The sequence below is a fragment of the Streptomyces sp. NPDC102514 genome, from assembly GCF_055584525.1.
This window is the reverse complement of record NZ_JBVJLW010000023.1, coordinates 92,723-118,010: the sequence shown is the minus strand read 5'-3', so window position 1 is coordinate 118,010 and position 25,288 is coordinate 92,723. Positions and strand designations below refer to the sequence as shown.

General features: G+C 68.5%; 18 protein-coding genes and 1 pseudogene. 11 read left to right on the top strand and 8 right to left on the bottom strand.

Annotated features, from left to right (window positions below):
- Positions 1-454: 454 nt before the first annotated feature.
- Positions 455-2,878: an N-6 DNA methylase gene (locus ACZ60E_RS40265; RefSeq protein WP_469447096.1), complete on the top strand. Its 2,424-nt coding sequence runs from the start codon at positions 455-457 to the stop codon at positions 2,876-2,878.
- A gap of 833 nt (positions 2,879-3,711) precedes the next feature.
- On the opposite strand, the gene ACZ60E_RS40260 is transcribed toward ACZ60E_RS40265, so the two are convergent.
- Positions 3,712-3,831, bottom strand: coding sequence for a DUF8108 domain-containing protein (locus ACZ60E_RS40260; RefSeq protein WP_469447095.1), 120 nt, complete (start codon positions 3,829-3,831; stop codon positions 3,712-3,714).
- Between the two features lie 545 nt (positions 3,832-4,376).
- Between ACZ60E_RS40260 and ACZ60E_RS40255 the strand changes: the two are divergent.
- Positions 4,377-4,520: pseudogene (locus tag ACZ60E_RS40255) on the top strand (phosphorothioated DNA-binding restriction endonuclease); the annotation flags it as partial.
- Between the two features lie 28 nt (positions 4,521-4,548).
- Here ACZ60E_RS40255 and ACZ60E_RS40250 read toward each other — a convergent pair.
- Positions 4,549-6,111: an ABC transporter substrate-binding protein gene (locus ACZ60E_RS40250; protein WP_469447093.1), complete on the bottom strand. Its 1,563-nt coding sequence runs from the start codon at positions 6,109-6,111 to the stop codon at positions 4,549-4,551.
- Positions 6,112-6,613: 502 nt separating this feature from the next.
- Here ACZ60E_RS40250 and ACZ60E_RS40245 point away from each other — a divergent pair.
- Positions 6,614-7,438, top strand: a complete 825-nt coding sequence (locus ACZ60E_RS40245) for an FG-GAP repeat protein (RefSeq protein WP_469447091.1) — start codon at positions 6,614-6,616, stop codon at positions 7,436-7,438.
- Positions 7,439-7,456: 18 nt separating this feature from the next.
- Here the strand turns inward: ACZ60E_RS40245 and ACZ60E_RS40240 are convergent, their stop codons facing one another.
- On the bottom strand, positions 7,457-7,897 hold the full coding sequence (locus ACZ60E_RS40240) for a VOC family protein (protein WP_469447089.1): 441 nt from the start codon (positions 7,895-7,897) through the stop codon (positions 7,457-7,459).
- A 136-nt stretch (positions 7,898-8,033) separates the two neighbouring features.
- Complete coding sequence (locus tag ACZ60E_RS40235) at positions 8,034-8,333, bottom strand: hypothetical protein (RefSeq protein WP_469447088.1); 300 nt, start codon at positions 8,331-8,333, stop codon at positions 8,034-8,036.
- Between the two features lie 534 nt (positions 8,334-8,867).
- Between ACZ60E_RS40235 and ACZ60E_RS40230 the strand changes: the two genes are divergently transcribed.
- Both ACZ60E_RS40230 and ACZ60E_RS40225 read left to right on the top strand, forming a co-directional pair.
- Positions 8,868-9,761, top strand: a complete 894-nt coding sequence (locus ACZ60E_RS40230) for a prohibitin family protein (RefSeq protein ID WP_469447087.1) — start codon at positions 8,868-8,870, stop codon at positions 9,759-9,761.
- Between the two features lie 142 nt (positions 9,762-9,903).
- The gene (locus ACZ60E_RS40225) at positions 9,904-10,269 is read left to right on the top strand and encodes a PH domain-containing protein (RefSeq protein ID WP_384810641.1); all 366 of its coding nucleotides are present in this window, start codon (positions 9,904-9,906) and stop codon (positions 10,267-10,269) included.
- Here ACZ60E_RS40225 and ACZ60E_RS40220 read toward each other — a convergent pair.
- A complete protein-coding gene (locus ACZ60E_RS40220; protein ID WP_469447085.1) occupies positions 10,247-11,464 on the bottom strand; it encodes an MFS transporter in 1,218 nt (405 codons plus the stop codon). The two genes, ACZ60E_RS40225 and ACZ60E_RS40220, sit on opposite strands and share 23 nt — an antisense overlap.
- Before the next feature lie 81 nt (positions 11,465-11,545).
- On the opposite strand from ACZ60E_RS40220, the gene ACZ60E_RS40215 reads away from it, so the two are divergent.
- Entirely contained in the window at positions 11,546-12,622 is a 1,077-nt protein-coding gene (locus ACZ60E_RS40215; protein ID WP_469447084.1) for an ArsR/SmtB family transcription factor, read from the top strand.
- A 9-nt stretch (positions 12,623-12,631) separates the two neighbouring features.
- A complete protein-coding gene (locus ACZ60E_RS40210) occupies positions 12,632-13,159 on the top strand; it encodes a glutathione peroxidase (protein WP_385838523.1) in 528 nt (175 codons plus the stop codon).
- An 86-nt stretch (positions 13,160-13,245) separates the two neighbouring features.
- On the opposite strand, the gene ACZ60E_RS40205 is transcribed toward ACZ60E_RS40210, so the two are convergent.
- Positions 13,246-15,588, bottom strand: coding sequence for an MFS transporter (locus ACZ60E_RS40205; protein WP_469447082.1), 2,343 nt, complete (start codon positions 15,586-15,588; stop codon positions 13,246-13,248).
- A gap of 201 nt (positions 15,589-15,789) precedes the next feature.
- Complete coding sequence (locus ACZ60E_RS40200; protein WP_469447081.1) at positions 15,790-18,732, bottom strand: D-alanyl-D-alanine carboxypeptidase; 2,943 nt, start codon at positions 18,730-18,732, stop codon at positions 15,790-15,792.
- Between the two features lie 240 nt (positions 18,733-18,972).
- Between ACZ60E_RS40200 and ACZ60E_RS40195 the strand changes: the two genes are divergently transcribed.
- The 4 genes from ACZ60E_RS40195 (at position 18,973) to ACZ60E_RS40180 (ending at position 23,190) form a co-directional block, all read left to right on the top strand.
- Entirely contained in the window at positions 18,973-19,728 is a 756-nt protein-coding gene (locus tag ACZ60E_RS40195) for a GOLPH3/VPS74 family protein (protein ID WP_107015497.1), read from the top strand.
- A gap of 519 nt (positions 19,729-20,247) precedes the next feature.
- Complete coding sequence (locus ACZ60E_RS40190; RefSeq protein WP_107015496.1) at positions 20,248-21,105, top strand: helix-turn-helix domain-containing protein; 858 nt, start codon at positions 20,248-20,250, stop codon at positions 21,103-21,105.
- A 240-nt stretch (positions 21,106-21,345) separates the two neighbouring features.
- A complete protein-coding gene (locus ACZ60E_RS40185; RefSeq protein WP_248777910.1) occupies positions 21,346-21,546 on the top strand; it encodes a DUF397 domain-containing protein in 201 nt (66 codons plus the stop codon).
- Positions 21,547-22,014: 468 nt separating this feature from the next.
- Positions 22,015-23,190, top strand: a complete 1,176-nt coding sequence (locus ACZ60E_RS40180) for an ADP-ribosylglycohydrolase family protein (RefSeq protein ID WP_469447078.1) — start codon at positions 22,015-22,017, stop codon at positions 23,188-23,190.
- Between the two features lie 367 nt (positions 23,191-23,557).
- Here the strand turns inward: ACZ60E_RS40180 and ACZ60E_RS40175 are convergent, their stop codons facing one another.
- On the bottom strand, positions 23,558-25,123 hold the full coding sequence (locus ACZ60E_RS40175) for a sodium:solute symporter family protein (protein WP_384810623.1): 1,566 nt from the start codon (positions 25,121-25,123) through the stop codon (positions 23,558-23,560).
- Between the last annotated feature and the right edge of the window lie 165 nt (positions 25,124-25,288).

Sequence of the window (25,288 nt, the reverse complement as noted above, 5' to 3'; positions counted from 1 at the left end):
CTACTCAGACTACCCAGGATTTAGTTAAATTGCGACTCTCTAACTTTCCAACTTTCTCACAGTCTACCATCGCCGTTAGTAGCCAAAGGGCTCCAGGCACGTGGCACAAGCCCGGCTGTGGCCTCGGCGATCGCCGGACCCACATCGGGATCCCGACACCGGGGATCCGCGACCGGAGCCAGCCAGTTCAGCAAGAGGAGTTCTGACGCCCCCACACTCGCGAGCGAACAGTCAACCCAAAAACCCCCTTCAGGCGAACGCGGCAGTCACACCACCCTGTGACGACGGCTAGAACGTTAAGTTCATGCCGACGTCCCGTGCCATCGGCTCAAGTTCAGACGGCCCAAGAAAGAATGCGCACTCCAGGTGCGCACTGGTTCAGCGGAGTCAGTCGCTTCTAGGATCACTCTTCATCAACCACTACTCATGGCGCAGTTGAAGGGGGCCCGCACTCATGCCTTATCCGCCGACCAGTGAGGATCCGTTGATCGGACGAGCGCAGATTGCCACGCTCGCGGGTGTAAGCCGACCGACCGTAACAGCCTGGGAAGGGCAGGAGACCGGCTTCCCCTCTCCGCAGCGTTCCAACGGACAGGACTACTTCCGGCGCTCGGAAATCATGGACTGGCTGGACCGGCGACCGGTGCCGTCTGGGCGGCTCGTCGCAGGAGAGCCCGCCAGCACCACCTACGGGGACCGTGCCCGGAAGGAGGAAGAAGCCGGTAAGCCCCTAGCCGACGCGGCGAAGCACCGTCTCCGCACAGGGTCGTCGTACCGCATGCCGACCGGCGCTGTCGATGAACCCCGCCCCGAGAACCGGCGGATCGTAACCGATCTGATGGGCAGCCTCATCGACCGGGTGCGGGGGGCAGCCAGCGTGCTCGACTATCTGAACCTGCTGCTCTGCCTCCACTATCTCCGCGGCGCCGCCCCTGACCGCTTCGACACATTGGCCGCCCGCGCCCGCGTCCTCAATGGCCTCGACGATGCGGCCCAGTTGCTCCGGGACGTCGGTCGCGCGGCGGACGAGGACATGCGTGGACTCGGGGTCCATTCGAGCATGCAGGAGGCGTTGGGGCGCCTGGAGCCGCGGACCGCTCGGGACCTTCGCAACGTCGTGGACGCGATGAGCCGCCTCTCCGAGGACGTGTTCGGGCTCATCCTCGACGAGTACGAGCAACAAGCCGCTCTGGGCAGCGGCGAGTTCTTCACTCCTCGCCCTGTGGTCCGGCTGATGACACGGCTGGCCTGCTCGGAGTTCGGTCCAGGGGAACCGGAATCCGCCTACGACCCGTACGCCCGTGACGGAGGATTCCTCATCGAGGCCACGGCCGCCTGCGCCGTGGACGAGGATGGTCTGCCTCGCAACGAGACGCTGCAGACGTATGGCGAGACCCGGCGCGCCGACACATGGCGACTGGCGACCATGAATCTCCTTCTTCATGGCGTCTCCCCTGCTCTTGACCTCAAACGCACACCCCCTTGGCACGACAGCCCGGGGCGGGCTCCGCTGGAGTCGTACGACATCGTGCTCACCAACCCACCGTTCAACATGAGCGACCCCGGCCGCGGAGAGCGTCGTGAGGGGCAGTGGGAGTACGGGGCTCCGCCGCTCGACAACGACAACCTTGCCTGGGTCCAGCACTGTCTGGCGAAGCTGCGCGAGCGGGGCCGAGCCGGGATCATCATGCCCAACAAAGCAGGCAACTCCGGTCACAAGGCCGAGCAGACAATTCGGCGGAATCTGGTGGAGAGCGGAGTCGTCGACTGTGTCGTCGCCCTGCCGGCCCAGTTGTTCACCGGCACCGCCGTACCGGTCTCCGTGTGGATGCTGCGCCACCCCGACAACCCGTGCACCAGCACGCTGTTTCTCGACGCACGACACATGGGAGCGAAGAACGGAGCACGCCGGGTTCTCAGCGCCTTGGACGCCGAATCCCTCCTCGACGCCTACCGCGCTCACAGGAACGAGGGAGGGGCCGCGCCTCCCCTCGGGACGACGCCCGAGGAGCCGCGCGTACCCGCCGCCCTGGTGTCCCGGGAAGAACTGCGGCTCAGCGACTACTCCCTCAACCCTCTTGACCATGTCGAACGCCGGAGCGATGGAGGGGAGGGTATCGAGCACGAACTCGCGTCCGCCTGGGAGCGGCTGCGCGATACCGAAGAGCACCTACGGGACATACAAGACGGCGCCGCTCAGCTGCCGTTCGTCGGGGGCCGTGGGCCGCTGCTGCGGAGGACACAGCCAGCCTGCGTGGCCAGCCTCGACTCAATCTGCGAGATCCAGGCCGGACCGTCCTATTCCAAACTCGGCAAGAAGCAGCGCAGCACCCAAGGCCCGGTTCCCGTGGTGTTTCCACGGCACCTGAAGGACCGGCGCATCACTGACGAGGAAGACGAGCGGGTAGCAGAGGAGACTGCCCGTCGCCTGAAGAACTTCGAGCTGCGGCACAAGGACATCGTGTGTGTCCGCTCCGGTGCGATCGTTCCGCCGGCACTGGTGCAGCAGCATCAGGCCGGCTGGCTGATGAGCCCCAATGTCATCCGGCTCCGTGTTCCCGAGGCGCAAAAGGACCAGGTGCTGCCGGAGTACCTGCTCCACTACCTGTGCCTGGACGAGTCCGTCGCCTGGATGCGAGACCGGGCCGCCGCCACGGCTGCCCCGTCGCTCCGGTCCGAATCCCTCGGGTCGCTGCGGATTCCACTGCCGGAGCCGGCCGAGCAGCAAGAGATCGTGGCCGCGCTGAACGGCCTTGACGGGCTGGACCGCGCGTATCTGGCTGCCGCTGCCTCAGTGCGACGCACCCGCATCGCCCTGGCCGATGCGCTGCTGGGCCCGTCTACCGAACCCGCTCCTGCCACCTTCCCTCGCCGCTGATTCAAGAAAGAAGAGTCGTTGTGAACACCCGACAACAATCGTCCGCTCCGACACCCCCTCCCGTGTCGGCCTCCGAGCCCGTGAACAGTGCCTGGATCCCCTGGCTGCTGGTCATAGTGCTGTTCTCTGCCCTTGTCGGGGTATGCGTCGGATTCCTCAGGACCCTCGACGGCACCCCGGCTCCCGCGGCCTTGCTCTCGGCAGGTGCGGCGTTCGGAGGAACCGCGCTGCTCTGCTTGGCCGTGGTGCCGGTAGTCCAACAACTGCGTCAGCACAGTTCCTCGTAGATCTTGCTGGGCTCGCGTGCGTCAGTGCCCGCTCCGCCTTGAGCGATTAGCATTCCGGGCGCGTGAGCGATGCGTGAGCGGACAATCCGGCACGAGGTGTCAACGAGCGGATTGAGCACGAGGCGGCGTGGCGCTGACCAGGTGCAACAGCCCCACGCGGCAGCCTCCGGCACGACCCAGCAAGGATCCAATCCCACTCCTAAAGCGGGTGTCGCAGGTTCGAATCCTGCCGGGGGCACCAGCCGAAAGGCCCCGGACCGATCATGGTCCGGGGCCTTTCGGCATCCACTTCTGGCATCAACAGGACCGCAGCGCAGGGAAGAGGCCGCGCCAGACCCGTGCCAGGTCGGATGGGGAGTGACGGGGACTGAGTGGTCAGCCGGTCATGTGCCGTAGCCGCTCCGCCACAGGTCAGCCCAGCAATCGTCCGGAAGCCGAGCTGGGGCTCCGCGAATCGCCTCCTGGCCGCCCTTGGTCTGGTGAGGTCAGGGGCGAACGCCCTCCTCGGAGGGCACCGAGCCGCGAAACCCTCCTTTCTGCCAGCGGTCAGAGACCTCGATCCCGGTTCCAGCGGCTCACGTGCATCCCGTAGAAGACGTTGCCGATGCCCGCGGTGAGCATGAACAGCCAGAAGTGGGCCCACAGCGACTGACGTCGACGCCTCAAGCCCGCCCCACCAATAAACGCTGCTGAAGACGCCGCAGCGGAAGTGCTGTTGTTGATGATGATCATCGGGGGCTGCCCGTACGGCTGAGCAGGCTGCTGACCGGGTGGTGTCGCCATACTGCATCGGCTCCATGGTGAAGTTGAGAGTGCTAGAGCGAGACGCACCATAGAAGCGTGCGGATGGCGACCGAGGCCGAACAGGTCACGTGTCACCCGTACGGGGCACAGCGCGGCGGTCTCAGTTTCCGTCTCATCCAGCACCGTTCAGACGAGACGGAAGCCGCGAGCGCAAGCCGCTCCAAAGAGCAGTCCCTACTGAACGCAGACGAACGCCCGTGCCTGCAGCCCACAGCCCCACCACCACAGTTGGAAAGCGTGCACATGCAGTCGACGTGCGGCCCTGATGGGTGCGCGGCCGGCGCTGACAGGTCTCACTCTTGGCCATCGACGAAGCCCGACCGTCGGTTAGGTCCCGGGTTCACCCCGGGCCGTCCCCAGACAGAACCGGGGATGCGGCTGCTCTACAGAGCTGGACACCTCGGAAGCAGACCGCGCGTCTCGTGCCCGCGCGCAGACAGCGCGACCGGCGCATGCGCGAACTGGTACTCAGCGCCTACGAGTACCAGTTCGCGTTCTGCGGCTACGACGGCAGGATCGGCGTCGTAGCGGTCGGGCTGGAACCCGCACACGGCGCTCTCCGATGTCAGCTCGGTCCCGTCAGACCTTGCTGAGTTCCCAGAACCTGAACACCGTCGAGGCGTCCAGGCAGTACTGGTATCCGCGGATGTCATCGTGAACCGCCGCGTACTGTTTTGCCTGCCAGATCGGCAATACGGGGACATCGTCGGCCACGATGTCCTGAATCTTGCCGAAGTCGCCACTCGCCTCAGCGCGGTTCTTTTCGGTGGCTGAGCGCGGAATCAGCGTCTCGCTTATCGTTCGGTTCGAATAATTATTGGCCAGTACGTTGCCGTCGCCGAAGAACGGGGAAGTGAAATTATCGGCGTCGGGATAGTCCGGCAGCCAGCCCTTCACATACACGCCGTACTTACCCGCGGCAATGTCCTTCTCATAGCGATCGAAGGGTACGGACCTGACCTTGGCCTTGAAGAGGCCACTGCTGTTGAGCTGCTCGGCGATGACCTGCAGTTCCTGATCGGTGGCAAGACCGTAACGGGACGGGGTGGACCACAGTGTCACTTCCACCTTTCCCTCGATCCCGTCGGCGCGCAGCGCCGCTTCGGCTTTTTCCTGGGAAGGGCGGTCTCCATAGGTGTCAAAGAACGCCGTTGTATGACCGATGACCCCGGCAGGAATGATCGAATACAAAGGAATCGCTGTGTCCTGGTACACCTGCTTGATCAGAGCGTCCCGATCCAGTAGGTGACTCATGGCCTTGCGGAAGCCGATTTTTCCGGCCACCGGGTCGTTCATGTTGAAGACCAGATGTTGGACCTCAGCGCTGTCGCCCTCGACTATTTGGATTCCCGGCTCATCGGCGAGACTGTCGGCGCCGACAAGGTCCTTCGCGGGCAGGCCCCGGAAGGCAAGGTCGATGTCGTGGTCCGTCAGGCCCTGCCTCAGACGGGCTTGGTCGGAATGGAAGAGTTTCAGCGTGACTCCGCCGTTCTTCACCTCGGCGGGGCCTCTATAATTTTCGTTCGGGGAGAAGACTGCCTCGTCCTTGCTCATTGATGTGAGCTTGTACGGCCCGGAGCCTGAAGCCTGACCGTCCTCGCGTAAGGATTTGGCCTCGTACTGACGGTGGTTGACTATGGAACCGGCGCCAGATGCTATTTTGCTGGGAAAAGTGGCGTCAGGAACTTTGAGGCGGAACACTACAGTTTTACTGTCGGGTGCCTCAACGGAGTCGAGCATGGTGAACATGACGGCTGGGCCGGCCGCGTCATCGATGAGCCGCACGCGGTCGAAGGAGAACTTGACATCCTCGGCGGTGAGCGGATCACCGTTACTGAATTTCAGGTCATCTTTGAGTACGCAACGATAAACCCGTACCCCAGCCCCCTCGAAGGCGCAACTCTCCGCGGCCTCCGGTTGCGGATCCGTACTTCCATTCGGAAAACTCAGCAGAGTCTGGAAGACGTTGTTGAAAAGCAGCCATGAACCCGGGTCGTAACCGGAAGACGGGTCCGTGGAAAGGATTTCGTCCGACATCCCAATAACAATTCCTGGCGATTCGTCGGTCCAGCCGCTGCACGCGGTGAGCGAGGCGCAGGCCAGTGCGGTTGCGGCAGAAAAACCCGCCACCCGATTACGCATGTTCACAACTTATCCCTCTTTCTTGCGCGATGATGCTCGCATTACAGAACTCGTCACCATGGGCCGCCTGTGACACCGCAAGCGTGCCGCGGATGACCAGAATGACCGGATCGATACGCGGGGGCGGGGTTGCCCTTGATGGATCCGCGCGTGGTCGTGGAGTTCGGACATACCTCTTTTTCCAGATTCTCCGCAATGACCCACCGGGAGCGCGCCACGAGTTGCCGCGTCAGCCCACATCGGGGCACACGGCGATAGCCACAGCATCTCGCCACATTGCCTACATCGCCCGAATGTGCCCAGTATGGGAATACTCTCCACCTTGCGCTGTACCGCACTCAATGCCGCCCGTCCGCCAACCCGCCGGTAATGACGGGACAGCGCTGACCCAGCGATTGATCATGGCATTACAAAGACTAACCGGCACTGCACGCGGAGTGATTTTTTGCGCATCGCCGGAAGTTAATACCAATCGATGAGGAGGCCAGGTGCAGGCGGAGGTATGTTTTGGTGGATTTATGGCCACTCAAGAAAAACCTCCGCGCGACCAGTAGCTGTTGCCGTCGGCGATGTCGACGGAGACGGCAAGGACGACCTGGCCGTCACCGGCGATCCCGGTACCGGGCGTCCGGGCACCGACATCTGGACGGGTCAGGAGGGCCGGCCGAACCGGATACAGCGGGTGGACGACGGCGGCACCGCGGTCGCCCTCGGTGACATCAACGGCGACGGGTTCGACGACATGGCCACCTCCCTCACCTGGCCGGACACGTTCTTCATCGACGACCCCAGCAACGGCGCCGGTTACGTGACCGTCCGATACGGCAGTGCTACGGGCTTCGGCGACCCGTTGGCCCTGCACCAGGACAGCGCCGGTGTGCCCGGCGTCAACGAGGACGGCGACAACTGGGGTTCCTCGGTGGCGATCGGCGACATCACCGGCGACGGCAGGGCCGAACTGGTCGTAGGCGCCAACGGCGAACGGCTCGGCGACCTGGAGAACGCCGGCGACGTGACCGTCTTCCGCGGCTCCGCCTCCGGTGTCTCGCAGTCCGGTGTCGTGCGCATCTCCCAGGACACCGCCGGTGTTCCGGGCGCCGCCGAGACCAATGACCTCTTCGGCGCCCAGGTCCGGCTCGCCGACTACGACAACAACGGCAAGGCCGACCTGGCGGTGACCGCCTCCTTCGAGAACGACCGCAGCGGAGGCCTGTGGACCCTGCCGGGTACGGCGTCCGGCCTCACCGGTTCCGGTTCCGCGTCCCTCAGCTCCGCGGACTTCGGCCTCGCGAGCGGATCACGGTTCGGGGAGTCGCTGCTCGACTGAGCCGGGCGACTGAACCGCTCAGCCCAGTTGCTCCGCCAGGCCGACGATGATGCCCTCCGGGCCGCGGACGTAGCAGAGCAGGTAGCTGTCCTCGAACTGGGCGATCTCGCCGAGGAGTTCGGCGCCGTGGGGGCGTAGGCGGGCGACCGTGTCCTTGATGTCGTCGACGGCGAACATCACGCGGTGCGTGCCCAGGATGTTGTGCGGCTTGTTGCGCGGGCCTGCGCTGGTCGCCGCGGGGCTGAGGTACTTCGCCAGTTCGAGGCGGCTGTGGCCGTCCGGGGTCCGGACCATCGCGATGTCGCAGCGGACGCCGTCGAGTCCGGTGCACTGGTCGGCGACGAGGCCCTCGACCTGCGCCCTGCCCTCCAGTTCCATACCGAGTTCCACGAAGAACGCGACGGCGGCGTCCAAGTCCTCGACGACGATGCCGACGTTGTCCATCCGCTGAATCGCCATGCTGGTTTCTCCTTCTAGGTCGACTTCTACGACTTGTTCCGCGTCGCGCGGCCGGTGGTGGCCGGTGTCATCCCTGGGACGAAGCCGGTGCCACGTTCTCGACATCCGCGGGCCGTCGGACTCCGCCGAACGCGACTCACAGGTGCCGGCCCCGATAACGAGTCGACGTGGGCGAGCCGCTCCGCGTCCGGCGTTCCCTCGCGTGACGACGTAGACGCACGACGAGGTACGCCGCCGCCGACACCGGCACGAGCCGGCTGACCAGCCAGACGAAACGGTGCTCGATGTACGACCAGGTCGTCGCCGCCTGCCAGCCATGGGGCAGGCCCATCAGGAGAAGTGAGGCGGCCAGGCACACAGCCGTCGCGGCCAGCACCCCGAGGGCCAGGTACGCGGCGAGTTCGGCCCACCACGTCCTGCTGATGATCCTGACCATGCGCGCTCTCACTCAGTCCCCCGCCACCGTTGCGTGACCGACCGCCCCGTCCGAGGCCTCAGCACCTCGCTTGCCCGGCACGGTACCGATACGAAGCCGCAGATGGCGGAACCTGGGCCCCACCCCCCGTTACGCTGCCCGGCATGTCACCTGAAGCCGCGCCCCTCCATGCGGTCTGCCCGGAGTGCGACCGGCAGTTGAGCGCTGGCGGCATGGTTCTCTGTCGGCGTGAGGACGACGGGCGACGGGTCTGTCGGCAGGTCTGGGTGTGCGCCGGCCGGCACGTCTGGTGGACGTGGTCCGACCGGCCAGGTGGCGAACTGGAGCCTTGCCCGCAACCGCAGTTGTTCGGTGGCTGACACCCGCACCCGGCCGGCACCACCACCCCGGATCCGACCCGATCCCTTCCGATCCCTTCGGATCGGATCCGATCCCTTCCGATCATCCAGTCACCCCCCTCCCGTCACCCGACCTCGCTACGATGCGCCCCGCCGCGCCTGGGGGGCGCGGGTAGGTGTTTCTAGGGGGAGAGCCGTGTTCGTACTGTCCGTCCTGTTGTTCATAGCCGCAGTCGTGCTCTTTCTTGTCGGGCGGGGTGGGGAGCGGAGCGCCTCGGGCTGGCGGCTCGGGGCCGCTCTCAGTGCCGTGGCGGGGCTGCTGGCCGGCATCTTCGCCTGCGTGCATGTCGTGAGCGCCTACGAGGTCGGTGTCCCGGTGACCTTCGGCAAGGTGGGTACGCCGTTGACCTCGGGCGTGCACTTCAAGTCGCCGTTCACCGACGTCACGTCCTTCTCCACCCGCCCGGTGGACCTGAACCTCAACGACGACGACGTGGTCGAGGTCCGTTCCTCGCAGGGCGGTGTGCTCTACGCGGACGTCACCATCAAGTGGGCCGTGGTGCCCGCGAAGGCGGTCGGCCTGTACCGGCTGGCCGGCAGCGAGGAGGCTGTCGAGGAGCGGCTGGTGCTGCCGGACAGCCGCGAGATCATCCGCAACGTCTTCGCCAAGCACACCAGCGAGGAGGGTTACGCCTCCGCGCGTGAGCAGATCGGCTCCGAGATCGCCGGCCTCGTCAAGGAGCGCCTGGCGCCGCGCGGGATCGACGTCACCTTCGTCAATCTGCGCAATGTGCGGCCCTCGAAGAAGCTGCAGGAGCAGATCGACAAGAAGATCCAGCAGGAGCAGGCCACCGAGCGGGCCACCGAGGCGTCGCGGACGGCCACGGCGGAGGCGGAGCGCAAGCGGATCGAGGCGGAGGGCGTCGCCCGCGCCAACAAGATCATCGAGAAGTCGCTGAGCGACAAGGTGCTGTACAACCAGTGCCTGGAGGCCTACAAGGAAGCCGCGAAGGCCCACCCGGTGTACGCGGTCCCGTGCGGGACCGACTCCAACGGCACGCCCGTCATCGTGGACGGCAGCAAGAACTGACGCCGCACACGTCACCCTGAAAGCACGGGCAGCCGCGTTTCCAGGCTGTCGCACCCTTGCGACAGCCTGGAAACAGAGCATTGCTCCGAATGAGTCACGGTGCGAGGATCTTGGGACTTCACGCATCCCATGGGGGTTTGTCATGGCACTGTTCGGAAACGCGCACACCGTCGATCCGGCCAAGGCTCAGAACGACTACGCGCGACTGCTGGGGCAGAACGAGCAGGTGCACGCCGCCTTCCAGTTGATCCGCGACACCATCCTCTTCACCGACCGCCGGCTCATCCTGGTCGACAAGCAGGGCATCACCGGTAAGAAGACGGAGTACCACTCCGTTCCGTACCGCAGCATCACGCACTTCGCCGTCGAGACCGCCGGAACCTTCGACCTCGACGCCGAGCTGAAGATCTGGATCTCCGGTACGCCCACGCCCATCGAGAAGACCTTCACCAAGGGCGTCGACATCTACGAAGTCCAGGCGATACTCACCCAGTTCGTCGCTCGATAGGCGCACCGGCGGGCGAGGGGGACGGCGGGGGCGACGGTCGTACGGGGCTCAGGCCTCGTGCCAGTACCAGCGTGACCGTGATCGATACGGCCGCCGTCGCCGTCATCGCCGTTGCCGGTGACGTCAGTTGGGCCGCCGCGCCCGCCAGGGCCGCGCCCACACCCTGCATCGCCAGCATCCCGGACGAGTGCAACCCCAGTGCGTGGCCCGCCAGTTCGGGCGGCGTCACGGCCATGAGGCGTTCCTGCTGGAGAAGGCTCGCGCCGAAGCCGACGGAGGCCAGCGCGGCGAGCACCGCGGCCAGGGACGGACGCGGGTGCAGGGCGAAGAGGAGATACGGGGCCGCCAGCAGCAGGAGCAGCGGTACGCCCAGGTGGGGGCGCAGGGCCGGTCCGGCGAGGCGGGCCACCGCCACGTCCCCGACCAGCATGCCCAGCGCCGCGCACGCGAAGAGCAGGCCCGCGTGCTCGGGAGCGTACGGGACGTAGAGGGACTCGCAGCCGACGATCAGGCCGTTGGGGATCCAGAGCGCCAGGTAGAGGTGGCGGCGGGAGGGCGGGGCGAGCAGGGTTCTGTTCGTGTGCCAGGTCGCGCGGACCGACGGGCGGCCCTTCGCTCTCGGTGGGCGGGCGGTCAGGGCGCAGCGGGCGACCACCGCGGCCGTCGCGTACAGGGCCGCCGCTGTGAGCAGGGTGCCGCGCGGGGACAGGAGCGTGATGAGGACGCCTCCGGTGGCGTAACCCGTGATCTGTGTGATGCCGTTCGCCATGTTGAAGACCGAACGCCCCACGATGTACGCGTCGTTGGGCAGGATCTCGTTGAGCAGGCCCCAGCGGACGCCTCCGCCGAGGGAGGCCACCAGGCCGAGGGTGAGGATCAGCGCGAAGACCGTCCAGAGGGGGGCGGGGAGCGCCAGGAGTGCCGTACCCGCCGCGAACGCCAGTGCCGTGCCCGTCATCGTGGCGCGCGGTGGCAGCCTGTCGGCCGCCGACAGGAGCGTGGTCGCGCCCAGGACCTGGGCGAGCGAGGGCCCGAACATGCTCAGGGCCGACAGGAGGGGTGAGTCCGTGGCCCGGTAGACCAGCGTGCCGAGCGCGAGTCCGCTCATCGTCTGCGCCGCCACCTGCGCCGAGGAGGCCAGGAAGAGGGGTGTGAACTCCGGAGTGCGGAAGAGGGACCGGTACGTCGTTGGCATGCGCCGGAGTTTCGGGCCCCCGCCGGGGCGACCGTTAGTGTTTCGCGTCTGTGCGAAACGACCACGAACCGGGGGGCGGAAATGGGCTGGTGGCAGGTCAGTGCCGACACCCTCGCCGGCAGCCGTTTCGTGCTCTCGCCGCTCGCCGAGACCTTCGCCTGCCTGAAGGCGCTGCACACCCGGAGCGCCGCGCATCCCGGTGAACGGCTCTGGCTTGACACCCATCTGCCCACCTACGAGGGGTGGTTGGCGTCCGATCCCGTCACCGCCACCCTCGTCCGGGCCGGGTTCGGACGCGAGTGGATCGCCGACTTCCTCACGCCCACCCCGCGCGGCGACGAGGACTTCGCCACGGAGGTCGCCCGGGTGCGCGAGGCCTCCCCCGAGGCCGCCCGAGCCCATCTCGCCGTCGCCCTGCGCGGTCCGCTCCCCACGCTCCTCCGGGACCGCGACGACCTTCCCGAACGCGCCGCCGACCTGCTCGCCCGCGTCTGGACCGAGGCCGTACGCCCCGACTGGCACCGGCGCCGGCTCGTGCTCGAAGCGGATGTCGTGGCCCGCACCGCGCGGCTGAGCCAGGAGGGCTGGGCGGCGGCGCTCGGGGCGATGCGGCCGGGGATGCGCTGGCTCGGCGAGAACCGGCTGCAGGTCAATCTGCACGAGTACCCGCCCCGCGAGATCTCGGGCGCCCGGATCGTCTTCGTACCGGTGACTCCGCAGCGGCACGGGTGGGTGTCGTGGGAGGAGCCCCGGGAGCACCCCCGCTCCGGCACGGACCAGCACCGCCGGTACGGGGTCGTGTACCCCTGCTCGGGCGTGCTGGCGCAGGCCCACCAGTGCGGGCGCGCGCCCTCCCCCGTCGCCGTTCCGGACAGCCTCTCCCGGCTGCTCGGCGGCGCCCGGGCCCGCGTGCTCGTCCTGCTCGGGTCCCCCATGAGTACGAGCCAGCTGGTCGCCGTGACCGGGCAGGGACTCGGTTCCGTCGGGCGCCATCTGAGGCTGCTGCTCGACGCGCGCCTGGTGGGGCGGCGGCGCTCGGGTCGGTCGGTCCTCTACTTCCGGACGGCCGAGGGCGATGTGCTCGTCGGGGCCCAGAGCCCGGGGAACTCGGGGCGCGGGGCGCAGGGTGCCGATCCGGCGCCGGCGGAGCGGAGCTAGCATCCGCTCATGACTACTGACAACGCCTCCGCCTCCTCCGCCGCCTCCGGCGCGTCCGCTCTCGACGTCGACATCGATGCGCTGCAGGGCGGGTCCGCGGATCTCGGCCAGTACAAGGGCCGGGCCGTGCTCATCGTCAACGTGGCGTCCAAGTGCGGGCTCACCCCGCAGTACGCGGGTCTGGAGCGGCTGCAGGAGCGGTACGCGGCACAGGGCTTCACCGTGCTCGGGGTGCCGTGCAACCAGTTCATGGGCCAGGAGCCCGGCTCGTCCGAGGAGATCGCGGAGTTCTGCTCGGCGACGTACGGCGTGACCTTCCCGATGACCGAGAAGGTCGACGTGAACGGCGACGCGCGCCACACCCTCTACCAGCGGCTCACCGGCTTCGCGGACGGCGAGGGGCACAGCGGCGACATCCGCTGGAACTTCGAGAAGTTCCTGATCGGCCGGGACGGCGCGGTGGTCGCCCGCTTCTCGCCGCAGACCGAGCCGGAGTCCGCGGAGCTCGTGGCCGCGGTCGAGGCCCACATCGGCTGAACGCCGGTCCCTCACGGCTGAGGCGCGGGCCCGCATCGGCCGAGCCCGGCGCCCACCCGGCCTCCTCGGCGGCCCGGCGGCGCGCGCTACTCCTCGCTGCCGCGGACCTCTTCCCGCAGCTCCTCGGGGCATCCCGTGCCCCGGGGCAGCTGGTAGGGCGCCGCGAGACGGTACGTGCCGGCCCTGGGCGCCAGCAGTTCCGTCCACTGATCGCCCTGGGCGTCCTCCTCCGTCTCCATCAGGCAGCCGTTGACGTTGTCGTACGACTTCGGCGCCCCGTCCTCCCGCTGCTTGGACTCCTCGGTCTCCTGCGGGGGCTTCACGCTCTTGCCCTCCGCGTCGACGAGCCCGAGCCACGGCGAGTACGGGATCCGGATGAGCACGCGCCCCGCCCGCTTCACCTCCAGGGTCAGCTCCCCCTGCTCGGCACGGTCGACGACCGCGGGCGGGTCAGCCATCGGCATGGGGTCGGTGACCTCGAAGAGCTGCCAGTTGGCGTCGCCCCAGACCTGCTTCAGATACGGCATCCCGCGCTGGACCAGTTCGCGCTCGCGCTCGCCGCCGTCACCGTCGGGCTCGCCCTTGGGGACGACGACGTAGTGCACGGCCCAGCGCTGCAGCCACTCGTGGTAGTTGGCGGAGTTGAGGGTGTCGTCGTAGAAGAGGGGGTTGCGCTCCATGTCCGCCTGCCGGTTCCAGCCGCGGGCGAGGTTGACGTACGGGGCGAGGGCGGAAGCCTCGCGGTGCGAGCGGGCCGGTACGACCTCGACGCGGCCCTTCTCGGCGCCGGCCACCTGGAGCTGGTTGACGAGGGGGGCCAGTTCGCGGGCCCAGGACGCGGCGGGCGTGGTGTGCACGATGTCGTCGACGGCCTTGAAGGCGATCCAGCCGTTCACGGTCACGAAGGCCAGCAGGATCGCGTACCACTTGCGTGAGCGCGGCACCGTGAAGGGCAGCGCGGCGATCAGCGTGACCCCGCCCAGCAGCATCGGCAGCCGGCTGATGTTGGAGCCGATCTGCGAGTTGATCAGCCAGACGAGGACGACGGCCAGGCCGTACACCGCCGACGTGATCCGGACCGTCTTCCACTCCTTGGGGACGAGGAGGAAGGCGCAGGCGGCGGTCGCGAACGGCAGCAGGACCGAACCGAACATCATCGGCTGCGTACCGGAGAACGGGAACATCCAGGCCGAGACGCCCACGACCGCGGCGGGCGCGAGGCCCAGCGCCCACGCTCCCGGGCGGCGCTTCTGCAGGAAGAGCGCGACGGCCACGAAGCCGACGAAGAGGCCGGCCACCGGGGACGCGGCGGTCGCCGCCGCGGCGAGGGGGGCGGCGCACAGGGCCTTCGCCCAGCGCTTGTAGCGCCAGCGGTACGGCCAGCAGAAGACGACCGCGGCGGCGCCGAGCGCGAAGACCATGCCGAGGCCGAAGGTCACGCGGCCCGAGATCGCGTTGCACAGCAGCGCGAACACTCCGGCGGCAGCGGCGGCCACGGGGTTGCGGACGGCCCGGCTGCGCATCAGCACCAGCATGAGCAGTCCGGCGGAGAGCGTCCCCGCGATCATCATCGTGGTCCGCACACCGAGCACGGCCATCAGGTACGGGGACACCACGCTGTACGACACCGGGTGCATGCCGCCGTACCAGGCGAGGTTGTACGCGGACCCGGGGTTGCGCCCCACGAACTCCGCCCACGCGTCCTGCGCCGCGAGGTCGCCCCCACTGTTCGCGAACGTGAAGAACCAGATGATGTGCAGCACACCGGAGAGGGCGGTGGCGAGGATCGCGGGGTGCCGGAGGAAACGGTGGAGTCGGGTGCCTTCGCGACCTCGGGGGCCGGGGCCGTCACCGTCGGCCGGGTCGGCGTCCGGGTCCACGTCCGGATCCGCGTCGGGGTCCGGTTTGGCACCGCGGCCCGGTGTGGCCTTGCGGCCCGGTGCGGTGTCGCTCTTCGGGTCGGCCTCGGGGGCCGGCTCGGGGGCAGGGTTCGCCTCGGCGTGGGAGCCGGGGTCGGGGTCAAGGGTCGGCTCGGCGACAGGAGCCGGTCCGGAAGCAGCGTCCTGTCCGGGTTCCTGATCCTGATCGGAAACCCGACCCTGGCCCTGTCCGGGGCCGCTGTCCCGTCCGGCGGCGGGGCTTCCGGCCGTGCCGCGGGTCTCCGCCGCACTGGGGGTCTCCGCCGCGTCAGGCGACGGTTCGGCAGCGCTGCCGGGGGGCTCCGTCAGGCCGGGCGGCGACCCGGCAGCGCTGCCCGGGATCTCCGCCGTGTCGGGGCTGTCCGCCATGCCCGGGATCTCGGCCCTGTCGGGCGGCGATCCGGTCGCGTTGCCGGGGGGATCGACGTGCCGCGTGCGCACGCTTATTCGCGGGCCGGCCTCTCGGCCCGGCTCGGCGTCGTCGGCATGCGTCGGCTCCGCTGTCGCCACGTGCTGGCACTCCCGTGTCCCGTTGTTCCGCTCTCGGCCGGGCCCCGCGGCGGGCGGCCTTGCCCCATCCTGGCGACGCTAGCACGCACCCCGCCGCGGAGCTCCTGGGTGGTGCTCCGCGGGCGGGGTGCGGTCGGTTCTTTTGCTTGTCTGTTCTTCCGCTCTTTGCGGGCGTACGTCCCCGTGAGGACGTACGTTCCGTCAGGCGACCCGGGTCAGCTTGGCGCCGAATCCCGGTTCGGAGAGATCCGACTGGAGCGCGACCGGAACCTCGACCGCGTCACCCGTACCGTCACCGACGCTCAGCGAGCCGACCTTGGTTCCCGCCTTCGCCTCGTGCGGGATGGCCGTGCCGCCCTCGTCCAGCTTCAGCTTGACCGTCTGTCCGGCCCAGCCGACCGCGGAGACGTCCTTGGTGGCGACGACCGGGACCTGACCGCCGAGCCCGTCGTCCACGTATCCGACGACGTCACCCTTCTTGAGGATCTTCTGCGAGGTCAGCGCGTCCTGGGCGGCGATCATCGCCTCCTTGCTGACCGCGTTGACCGTGTCGATGATCGGCGGCGTGTGCTGGCCGAGGATCGCGCCGACGACGATGACGTTCTCACCGCCGACCTCCTGTGTGGCGGCGAAGAGCAGGTTGCCGCCGGCCTTGGTGGTGGAGCCGGTCTTGATGCCGATGGCGTTGTTGTACGGCACGAGGCGGTTGTAGTTGTCCCACTTCTTGCCGGACGGGTCCACCCAGGTCGGCAGCTTGGTGATGTCGACCAGCGCCTTGATGTCCACCAGCTCGTTGCCGAGCTTCACCTGGTCCTCGGCGGTGGAGACGGTGGTCTCCTTCAGGCCCGAGGGGTCGGTGTACTTCGTGTTCTTCATCCCCAGGTCCTTGGCGGCGGCGTTCATCTTCTCGACGAACTTCGCCTCGGACCCCGCGTCCCAACGCGCCAGCAGCCGCGCGATGTTGTTCGCGGACGGGATCATGATGGCCGCGATGGCGTCCTTCTCCGTGAGGGTGTCGCCCTCCTTGACGGTGTTGAGCGTCGACTCGCCCTGCGCGTCGAAGCCGCCCTCCGTCTCCGCCTTCTTGTCGACGGGGATCTTCGCGCCGTCCGCGCCGGCCTTCAGCGGGTGCTCCTTGAGGATCACGTACGCCGTCATGGCCTTGGCGACCGAGCCGATCGCGACGGGTTTCTGCTCCCCGAACGAGTCGACCGTGCCGATGCCGTTGACGTCCATCCAGCCCTGGCCCTCCTCGGGCCACGGCAGGGAGACCTTGTTGCCCTTGAAGGCGTAGGTCTCGTCGGCGGTCAGCGCGAGGGTGGGGGACGGCAGCGGACGTACGGCCTGTACGACTGCAAACACCACGGCCAGCAGGAGCACCAGCGGTGTCCAGATCTTGACCCGGCGCACGAGGGTACGGACCGGGGTCTGGCGGCGCGGCGGGGTGTTCGTCAGCTCCGCCAGCAGGTCCAGCGGGGGCCTCGGCGGGAGGGGCTGCTGGGTCGTCCGCTCGGGGCCGGCCTGGTGGGCGGCGCCGGCCGGTGCTGCCGAGGGCGAGACGGAGGGTCCCGGCGGCGGGACGGCGGGCCTCGCCTTCGGCGGGGCGGGCTCGTCGAGCGGCTTGAGCGCGACGAACTTGCTGGTGCGCTCGGGCGGGGCCTCGGCCTCGGCCTTGGACGCCACCGCCGCTTCGGCCCCGGACCCGGCGGCCGACTTGCTATCGGCCTCGGCCTTCGAGTCAGCGCTCTTGTCCGACTCGGCACCCTTGCCCGGCTCGGCAGCCTTGCCTGGTCCGGCCGTCTTGCCTGCTCCGGCGTCCGGCTTGGCGCCGCCGAGCTTGAGCATGGTCGTGGGCTGATCCACCGCCGGGGGCCGCTTGAAGATCGCGGTGGCCTGGTCGACCGGGGGCTCGGGCTCGCCCTCGTCGGACGGGGAGTCCGGCTTCGCGCTGGGAGCAGCGGGACCCGCGTCGGTGGCGGAGTCCGGCTTCGCCGTGCGACCCGACGTCCCGACGGAGCCCGACTTCGCCGCCACATCCGCCGCATCCGGCACATCCGGCTTCGCGGCGGAGTCCGGCTTCGCCGCGGAGTCGGACTCGGGACCGGAGTCCGCGTCAGGACCGGAGCCCGGCTCTGACGCGGAGTCCGCGTCCGCGGCGGGAGTTGCGCCCACGGGCGGCTTCGCCGCGGGGGCTTCCGCCTCCGGGTCGTCCGCCGTGCGCTTGGCATCGACCTTCGAACCGGCCGTCGAGCCGGCCTTCGCATCCGCCTTCGTACCGGCCGCGGCGTTCCCCGCGCTCTCACCGGAGGCAGCGGTTCCGCTGCTCGGCGGGGCGTCTGCGTCCGCAGCGGAGTCGGCCTGCGGAACAGCGCGCTCGGCCGGCGCGTCCGCCGGAGCGACACCCTCCGACCCGCCCTTCGCCTCGCCCGCGACCTCGTCCGGAGCCCCGGCCCCGACCTTCGGCCGCGGCTGCGCCGCGTCCCGCGCGGCGCTGTCGGCAGCAGCGCCCGCAGCCGCATCCGTACCGGCGCCCGAGCCCGCTTCGCCGGAGCCGGTGTCCGAGTCTGCGTCCGCGTCGGGGTCGGCATCCTGGCCGGAGCCGTCGCCCGGATCTCCCCCGGTCACACCCGACCCCGCACCCGACGCCTCCGGCTCCATGCCATCACCGTCGGCGCCGTCACCGTCACCGTCGGCACGAGCGTCGGCGTCGTCGCCGTCACCCCCGCTCGCGCCCTCGCCCGCGCCCGGCGCAGCCGAATCCGCTGGAGCGCCCTCAGGCGCCTCCTCGTCCGCTGTGGCGGCCCAGGCCGCCACGGCGGACCGGAGGCGCGCGTCGCCGCCTCCGGTGCCCTTCCCGGCACCCTCCGCGGATTTCTCCGGCTCCGCAGAACCGTCACTCCCCTGGGAACTCCCGGCAGCCGGCTCCGCCGACTCCTCCGCGTCCGCGGACCCCGCGGAACCCGCGGAACCCGTCGAGTCCGCGGAGCGCTTCGTCGAGAACACCGCTGTCGCCGTGTCCGCCCGGGCAGCCGCCGTCACGGTCTCCCGCGCGACCGCCAGCCGCGGATCCGGAACCTTGCTCCCCGACGTCGGTTCTGCCGACGACTCGTGCTGCTTCGACCTGTCGGGGGACTCGCCCGCCACCGATGCCTCCTCCGTGCGCCACACACCGTGCGCCCAACCGAACCATGAACCCGTTAAACAGTGCACACGCGGCCCGGACACCCGTGTCCGAACCATCTACCAGTGTCCTGTGTGAGGGATTGACCCCTGCGGTAGACGAGAACGACATATCTACTGGTTCCACTACGAACCGGTCACGTGCTCTCGACAGACCAATGTGAGAGGGGTCACCCTGTCATTCATCCACGCGGGGAGGCATGGATGGGCAGGAGCCGCAGAACACTTCCGGAGGAGCTTCTGCTGCTGGCGTTGGACCCGACCACGGGTACCACCGCACAGCCGCAGTCGCTCGACCTCGGTCTGGCCGGAGCACAGCTAGTGGAGCTGGCGCTGGCCGGACGGATAGCCCCAGACGGGGATCGTATCGCCGTGGTGGCACCACGGCCGACCGGAGATCCGACCTTGGACTGTGCGCTGGAACTACTCCGCAGGCGGGGTGCTCCAGTACGCGCTGTGAACTGGATCGGCGGGCCCCGACTGGGGTTGCGCCAGACATATCTCTCGCATCTGGAGCGATGCGGCATGGTTCATGCCGTGGCGGGCCAGATGTGCGGGGTGCTTCCGACGACTCGCTACCAAGCGACGGACACGGAGATCAGCCGGGAGATCAGGGCCCGGCTGGACAGCGCGATCCGCACCGGCGTCCCGCCGGACCCGCGGACCGCCGCTCTGGCCGCACTGGCGCATGCCGTAGGCCTGGGCAAGCACCTCTACCCGGGGAACGAAGGGCGTTCGTCGCGCTCCCGACTCCGGGACCTGATCAGGCACGACCCCATGGGCGGACTCGTGGCGCACGCCGTGATGGACGTCCAGAACGGAGTGGCCGCACAGCCACGCCGCAGCCCGGCACCGACCGGCCGTCAGGCCGCCCCCGGAGCCAGGCCCGCACCGGAGCCCGCCAGGGGCGTCCCGATGCAACCGCACCGCAGTTCGATGGCACGTGCCGTGGCCCACTGAGTCACCGGTCCACGGCACGGATCCACCGACACGACGGAGCACCGCGACACCGCACGACCGCAGTCCCCGAAGTACCGCTGTATTCGCTTTATCCGCAGCACCCACCGTGCACCACGCCTCGCGCGTCACGCACGTCAGCGCCGCACCGCAGTCCCCATGAGCCGGTTCGGGAGCCGCTGGGACGCGCGGGGCGACGGGCCGTACGTCCGGACGACGACACGGCCCGCCGCCCCGCGCGTCCGCATGTCCGCACGTCCCCCTACGCAATACGCAATGTCCCGCTGTACGCATGCCCCCTGTGCGTACGTCCCCTGTACGCATGTCCGTGAATGCGTATGCCCATGGTCGCTTGTCGTCATATCCGCCACCAGGTGGCGGCAGGTGGCGCGAGGTGGCGACAAGTGGCGCGTACGCACTGCATATCCGCTGTTTCCCAGCGGTAGCAAGCACCTTGGTGGCAATCTGCTCAACAGCAGATACGCAAAGTACAGGCAGTCCGCAGCCGGAGGTGCACGTCCCGTGGCGTCCAACGTCAATCCCACCGTCAGGCGACGCCGGTTGGGCCAGGAGCTGCGAAGGCTCCGGGAGCTCAAGGGCATGACGGCCGAAGAGGTGGCCGAGCGGCTGCTCGTCTCGCAGTCGAAGATCAGCCGCCTGGAGAACGGGCGGCGCAGCATCAGCCAGCGCGATGTCCGTGACCTGTGCGGGGTGTACGAGGTCGAGGACGTCCGGATCGTCGATTCGCTGATGCAGATGGCCAAGGACTCGCGCCAGCAGGGCTGGTGGCACTCCTTCGGCGACATCCCGTACAGCGTCTACATCGGTCTGGAGACCGACGCGGCGAGCCTGCGCGTGTACGACCCGCTGGTCGTGCCGGGCCTGCTGCAGACCCGTCCGTACGCCGAGGCGCTGATCCAGGGCGCGCTGCCAGAGGCGGCGGCCGGCGACATCGACAAGCGCGTACAGGTGCGGCTGCGTCGACAGGAACGTATCTCCGACCTGGAGAACCCGCTGCGGCTGTGGGCCGTCCTCGACGAGGCGGCGCTGCGCAGGACCGTCGGCAACAAGCAGGTGATGATCGAGCAGTTGGAGCATCTGGTCGAGATGTCGCACGTGCCGCACGTGACGGTTCAGGTCATCCCGTTCGCGATGGGTGCCCATCCGGGGGTCAGCGGCCAGTACGCCATCCTCGAATTCCCCGACGCGGCCGACTCCAGCGTGGTCTACATCGAGGGCGTCACCAGCGATCTGTACCTGGAGAAGGCGAACGACGTCCAGAAGTACAGCGTCATGTACGAGCATCTGCGGGCGCAGGCGCTCAACGCCGACCAGTCGCGGGAGTTCATCGCGGATGTCGCGAAGGACTACGCCCACTGAGGTAGCCGGGGAGGTAGGTAGCTGGATGGCGGCGGGAAGATACACCATTCTCCTATCCCGGCGGAAGACTCAGCTGGCATATGTCACCCGGTCGAGTGAATAGTCGCTTCGTACGCCGATGTTGGCGAGTAGCGTCGATCACGCCAAGGGGGAACAACCTTGGCGCAATCCGAACCGTGGGTTCCGGAAGGAACCCGCAACTCGGTGACAGCTACTCAGCAACCGGCCACCGGAGTGAACATGGCAATCAAGCAAGGCGTCACGGACACGTGGACGAAGTCCTCGTACTCGCAGGGAAACGGCGCGTGCGTCGAGGTCAAGTCCCCCGTCACGGCGGCGATGGCCGTCCGCGACTCGAAGGTCGCCGAAGGGCCCGCGCTGGCCTTCCCGGCGGAGTCCTGGAACGCGTTCGTCGCAGAAGTGAGCCGGGGCACCGTCTGACGTCGGCGGAGGCCTCGCACAGCACGACCACATCCGCGTCATCCACGCCCGAAGAAACAACTTCATCAACAACTGCATCAACAACTGCATCAACAACTGCATGCGCAACCCGATCAACAACTGCGTCGACAACTGCATACGCACCGTGAAAGAGCCCTCTCGACTGGCCCGCCGTCCTGGCCGAGGGGGCTCGATCCTGTCCGCGACCTCCTCGAAGATCCTCCCGCAATTGTGCGCATGCTGCGCAGGTATTGCGCATGAAAGTCGTCGTCATTCGCATGGATCTTCATTTCCCGGGGGTTCCGCCGCGGTCGGCCGACGGAAATGCATACCGATCGCTGACAAACACTCTCAGTCGTCCCACTGTTCGCATACCGATCCGGCTCTCAACCGAACGTTCCCGTTCGATTACAGTGCTGAGTTGTCGGCCGTACGGACGGAATCGGATCGGGATCTCGGGAGGCCTCGGTGGGTGCGACAGCCGGTGCCGTCTGGGGCCGTGCCGAACAGCAGGACTTCCGCAGCCGGGTGCGTGGCACGCTCCTCGGCGCGGCCGTGGGCGACACGCTCGGCTCCCCCGTCGGCGACCTCTCGATGGAACAGATCCGGGCGGCACACGGCGCCGAGGGCCTGACCGATCTGGCCCACGGGTACGGCAGACGCGGAGCCGTCTCCCACCTCACGCAGCTGACCCTGTTCTCGATCGACGGGCTGATCAGGGCCCAGGTCCGCCGGGACACCGGTGCCTGGCATCCGCCGACGGATCTGCACCGGGCGTATCTGCGCTGGGCGTCCACCCAGCGCGACTGGGGCCCGGACGAGCGGCGCAAGGAGGACGGCTGGCTGGCCCGCGAGGAGTGGCTGTACGCCCGCCGTGATCCCGCGCGCGCCAATCTGCTGGGCCTCGGCGACGAGACGATGGGCACCCTGGACGCGCCCAAGAACCCCGACCAGCGGGGCGTCGAGGCCGCGACCCGCTCCGCGCCCTTCGGGCTCCTCGTCGGCTGGGAGCCGCAGCTCGTCATGCAGCTCGCGGTGGAGTGCGCGGCGCAGACCCACGGCCACCCGCTCTCCTACCTGTCGGCGGGCGCGTACGCCGTCGTCGTGCACGGTCTCGCGCGCGGCGAGAGCCTCGACACGGCCGTCCAGCGGGCGTTGCAGCTGCTGGCACCGCGCCCGGGGCAGCAACAGGTGGCCGAGGCGCTCCAGCGGGCCCTGGGGGCCGTACGGCAGGGCATGCCGTCGCCGCAGCGGGTCGAGGATCTGGCCGGGGAGGGCACGGCCGAGAAGCTGCTCTCGGCGGCGGTGTACTGCGCCCTGGTCGGCGAGGACACCCGGCACGGGCTGTGCCTGTCGGTGAACCACGGCGGCGCCTCGGGTGCCACCGGCGCCCTGACCGGTGGGCTGCTCGGCGCCCTGCACGGCGAGACGGCCCTGCCGCCGGGCTGGCTGGCCGAGCTGGAGGGCCGCCCCACCATGCTCGTCCTCGCCGACGACTTCGCGATGGAGATGACCCAGGGCCCTGCCCTGCACGGCCCGGCGGGCTCGTCCCAGGGCTGGCTGGCCCGCTACCCCCGCGGCTACGCGGCCCTCTCCGGCACGGCCGCCACCCCGGTCCCGGCCGGCCTGACCGCACGCGCCTGACCGCCCGGGTCCGACGCACCTTGGTCCGACGCACCCGGGCGACGCGCCTCTTTCCCGCCCCGTACGGGAGAAGGTGGCCGCTCGTCAGGAAGCGGCCACCCTCTCAGTCGTACGTACGCGTCGTGCGCGCGGTTCAGCCCTAGGGCCTGTCGTCACATTCCCGGCGTCCGCCCGGAGGGCGGGCCGGGCGGCGTCTGGTGCGTGCTCTGGGGGTCCCCCCGGCCGGAGGCTGGGGGAGTGCCGGGCGGAAGTCCGCGTACTGGACGTACTTGGGCTTTCGCCCGGTGCGGCGAGTGGGGGTCCCCCGGCCGGAGGCTGGGGGAGCGTGCCAGGCGTCGCCCGGCAGGCGGGAATTTGACGACAGGCCCTAGTCCTTGACCGGTGCGCCCACCACGTCGTCCGCCGGGCCGGCCGGGGTCGGGATCGCCGCGGCGGCGGACCCGCCGTCGTCGCTGTTGATCTTCGCGATGAGCGCGTCCCGTTCCGGGGTGTCCTCGGGCTTCACATAGCCGATGAGGATGTAGAGCACGAGCGACACCGCGAGCGGGATCGACACCTGGTACTGGAGCGGGACCCCGCCGTCGACGTTCCAGCTGATCGGGTAGTTGACCAGCCAGAAGGTCACGAGGCCGAGGGCCCAGCTGATCAGGGCGGCCGTCGGACCGCTCTTGCGGAACCACGGGAGCAGGCCCAGCATCAGCGGGATCGCGATCGGGCCCATCAGACCGGCCACCCACTTGATGACGACGGTGATGATGTCGCCGAAGAACGCGGTGTTGACCTGCGTCGCGATGGCCATCGACAGACCGAGGAAGAGCAGCGTGGCCCAGCGCGCGGCCAGCAGCCCCATCCGGGTGTCCCACTCGCGGGCCTTGCGGGAGACCGCGGGCATGATGTCGCGGGTGACGACGGCCGCGATGGCGTTGGCGTCCGAGGAGCACATCGCCATCGTGTGGGAGAAGAACCCGACGATGACCAGACCCAACAGCCCGTGCGGCAGCAGGTGTTCGGCCATCAGCGCGTACGAATCGGCCGGTACGTCGGTCTTGATGATCAGCGGCGCGACCCACATGGGGAAGAACAGCACCAGCGGCCAGATCAGCCAGAGCGAGGCGGACAGGACGCCCGAGCGCGTGGCGGACTTCGCGGAGTCGGTGGCCATGTAGCGCTGGGCCTGGTTCCACATGCCGCCGTTGTACTCGAAGGTCTTGATGAACAGATACGCGATCAGGAAGACCATCATGTACGGGCCGGCCAGCGGCTTGGTGTGGCCGTCGAGGGCGGGCTCGTCCCAGACGCTCCACAGGGTGCTGAAGCCGTTCAGCTCGGCCATGACGGCGACGAGCATCGCGATACCGGCGATGAACTGGATGATGAACTGGCCGAGTTCGGTCAGCGCGTCCGCCCAGAGCCCGCCGACCGTGCAGTAGATCGCGGTGATCGCGCCGGTGATGAGGATGCCCATGTTGAGCGAGACACCGGTGAAGACGGACAGCAGGGTCGCGATGGCGGCCCACTTGGCGCCCACGTCCACGATCTTCAGCAGGACGCCGGACCAGGCGAGCGCCTGCTGGGTGGGCAGGTTGTAGCGGTTCTTCAGGTATTCCAGGGGCGAGGCCACGTGCAGCCGTGAGCGCACCCGGTTGAGCCGGGGCGCGAACACCTTCGCGCCGATCGCGATACCGATGGCGATCGGGAAGGACCAGGTGACATAGGAAGTGACGCCGTACGTGTAGGCGATGGCCGCGTACCCCGTGAACATGACCGCGCTGTAGCCGGACATGTGGTGCGAGATGCCCGACAGCCACCACGGCATCTTGCCGCCGGCCGTGAAGAAGTCGCTCACGTTGTCGACCCGTTTGTGGGACCAGACACCGATCGCGACCATCACGCCGAAGTAGCCGATGAGCACGGCCCAGTCGAGACCGTTCATATGCCCTCTCCCAGGATCGTCAGGGTCGTGAAGCGCCCGCTCATCGTGGGTTCGATGGCATGACTGCGACAACTGCCTGTACGGTCAAAGGGGAGTAAAATAGTTCTGCTTACTGACCTCGGTTCATGTCCCTGAACGTTTTCGATCGACGAGGCGAACGGGACA

Coding starts and splice junctions, on each gene's coding strand:
- ACZ60E_RS40265 (WP_469447096.1), top strand. CDS start 455: ATGCCTTATCCGCCGACCAGTGAGGATCCGTTGATCGGACGAGCGCAG.
- ACZ60E_RS40250 (WP_469447093.1), bottom strand. CDS start 6,111: ATGCGTAATCGGGTGGCGGGTTTTTCTGCCGCAACCGCACTGGCCTGC.
- ACZ60E_RS40245 (WP_469447091.1), top strand. CDS start 6,614: ATGTTTTGGTGGATTTATGGCCACTCAAGAAAAACCTCCGCGCGACCA.
- ACZ60E_RS40240 (WP_469447089.1), bottom strand. CDS start 7,897: ATGGCGATTCAGCGGATGGACAACGTCGGCATCGTCGTCGAGGACTTG.
- ACZ60E_RS40235 (WP_469447088.1), bottom strand. CDS start 8,333: ATGGTCAGGATCATCAGCAGGACGTGGTGGGCCGAACTCGCCGCGTAC.
- ACZ60E_RS40225 (WP_384810641.1), top strand. CDS start 9,904: ATGGCACTGTTCGGAAACGCGCACACCGTCGATCCGGCCAAGGCTCAG.
- ACZ60E_RS40220 (WP_469447085.1), bottom strand. CDS start 11,464: ATGCCAACGACGTACCGGTCCCTCTTCCGCACTCCGGAGTTCACACCC.
- ACZ60E_RS40215 (WP_469447084.1), top strand. CDS start 11,546: ATGGGCTGGTGGCAGGTCAGTGCCGACACCCTCGCCGGCAGCCGTTTC.
- ACZ60E_RS40210 (WP_385838523.1), top strand. CDS start 12,632: ATGACTACTGACAACGCCTCCGCCTCCTCCGCCGCCTCCGGCGCGTCC.
- ACZ60E_RS40195 (WP_107015497.1), top strand. CDS start 18,973: ATGGGCAGGAGCCGCAGAACACTTCCGGAGGAGCTTCTGCTGCTGGCG.
- ACZ60E_RS40185 (WP_248777910.1), top strand. CDS start 21,346: ATGGCAATCAAGCAAGGCGTCACGGACACGTGGACGAAGTCCTCGTAC.
- ACZ60E_RS40175 (WP_384810623.1), bottom strand. CDS start 25,123: ATGAACGGTCTCGACTGGGCCGTGCTCATCGGCTACTTCGGCGTGATG.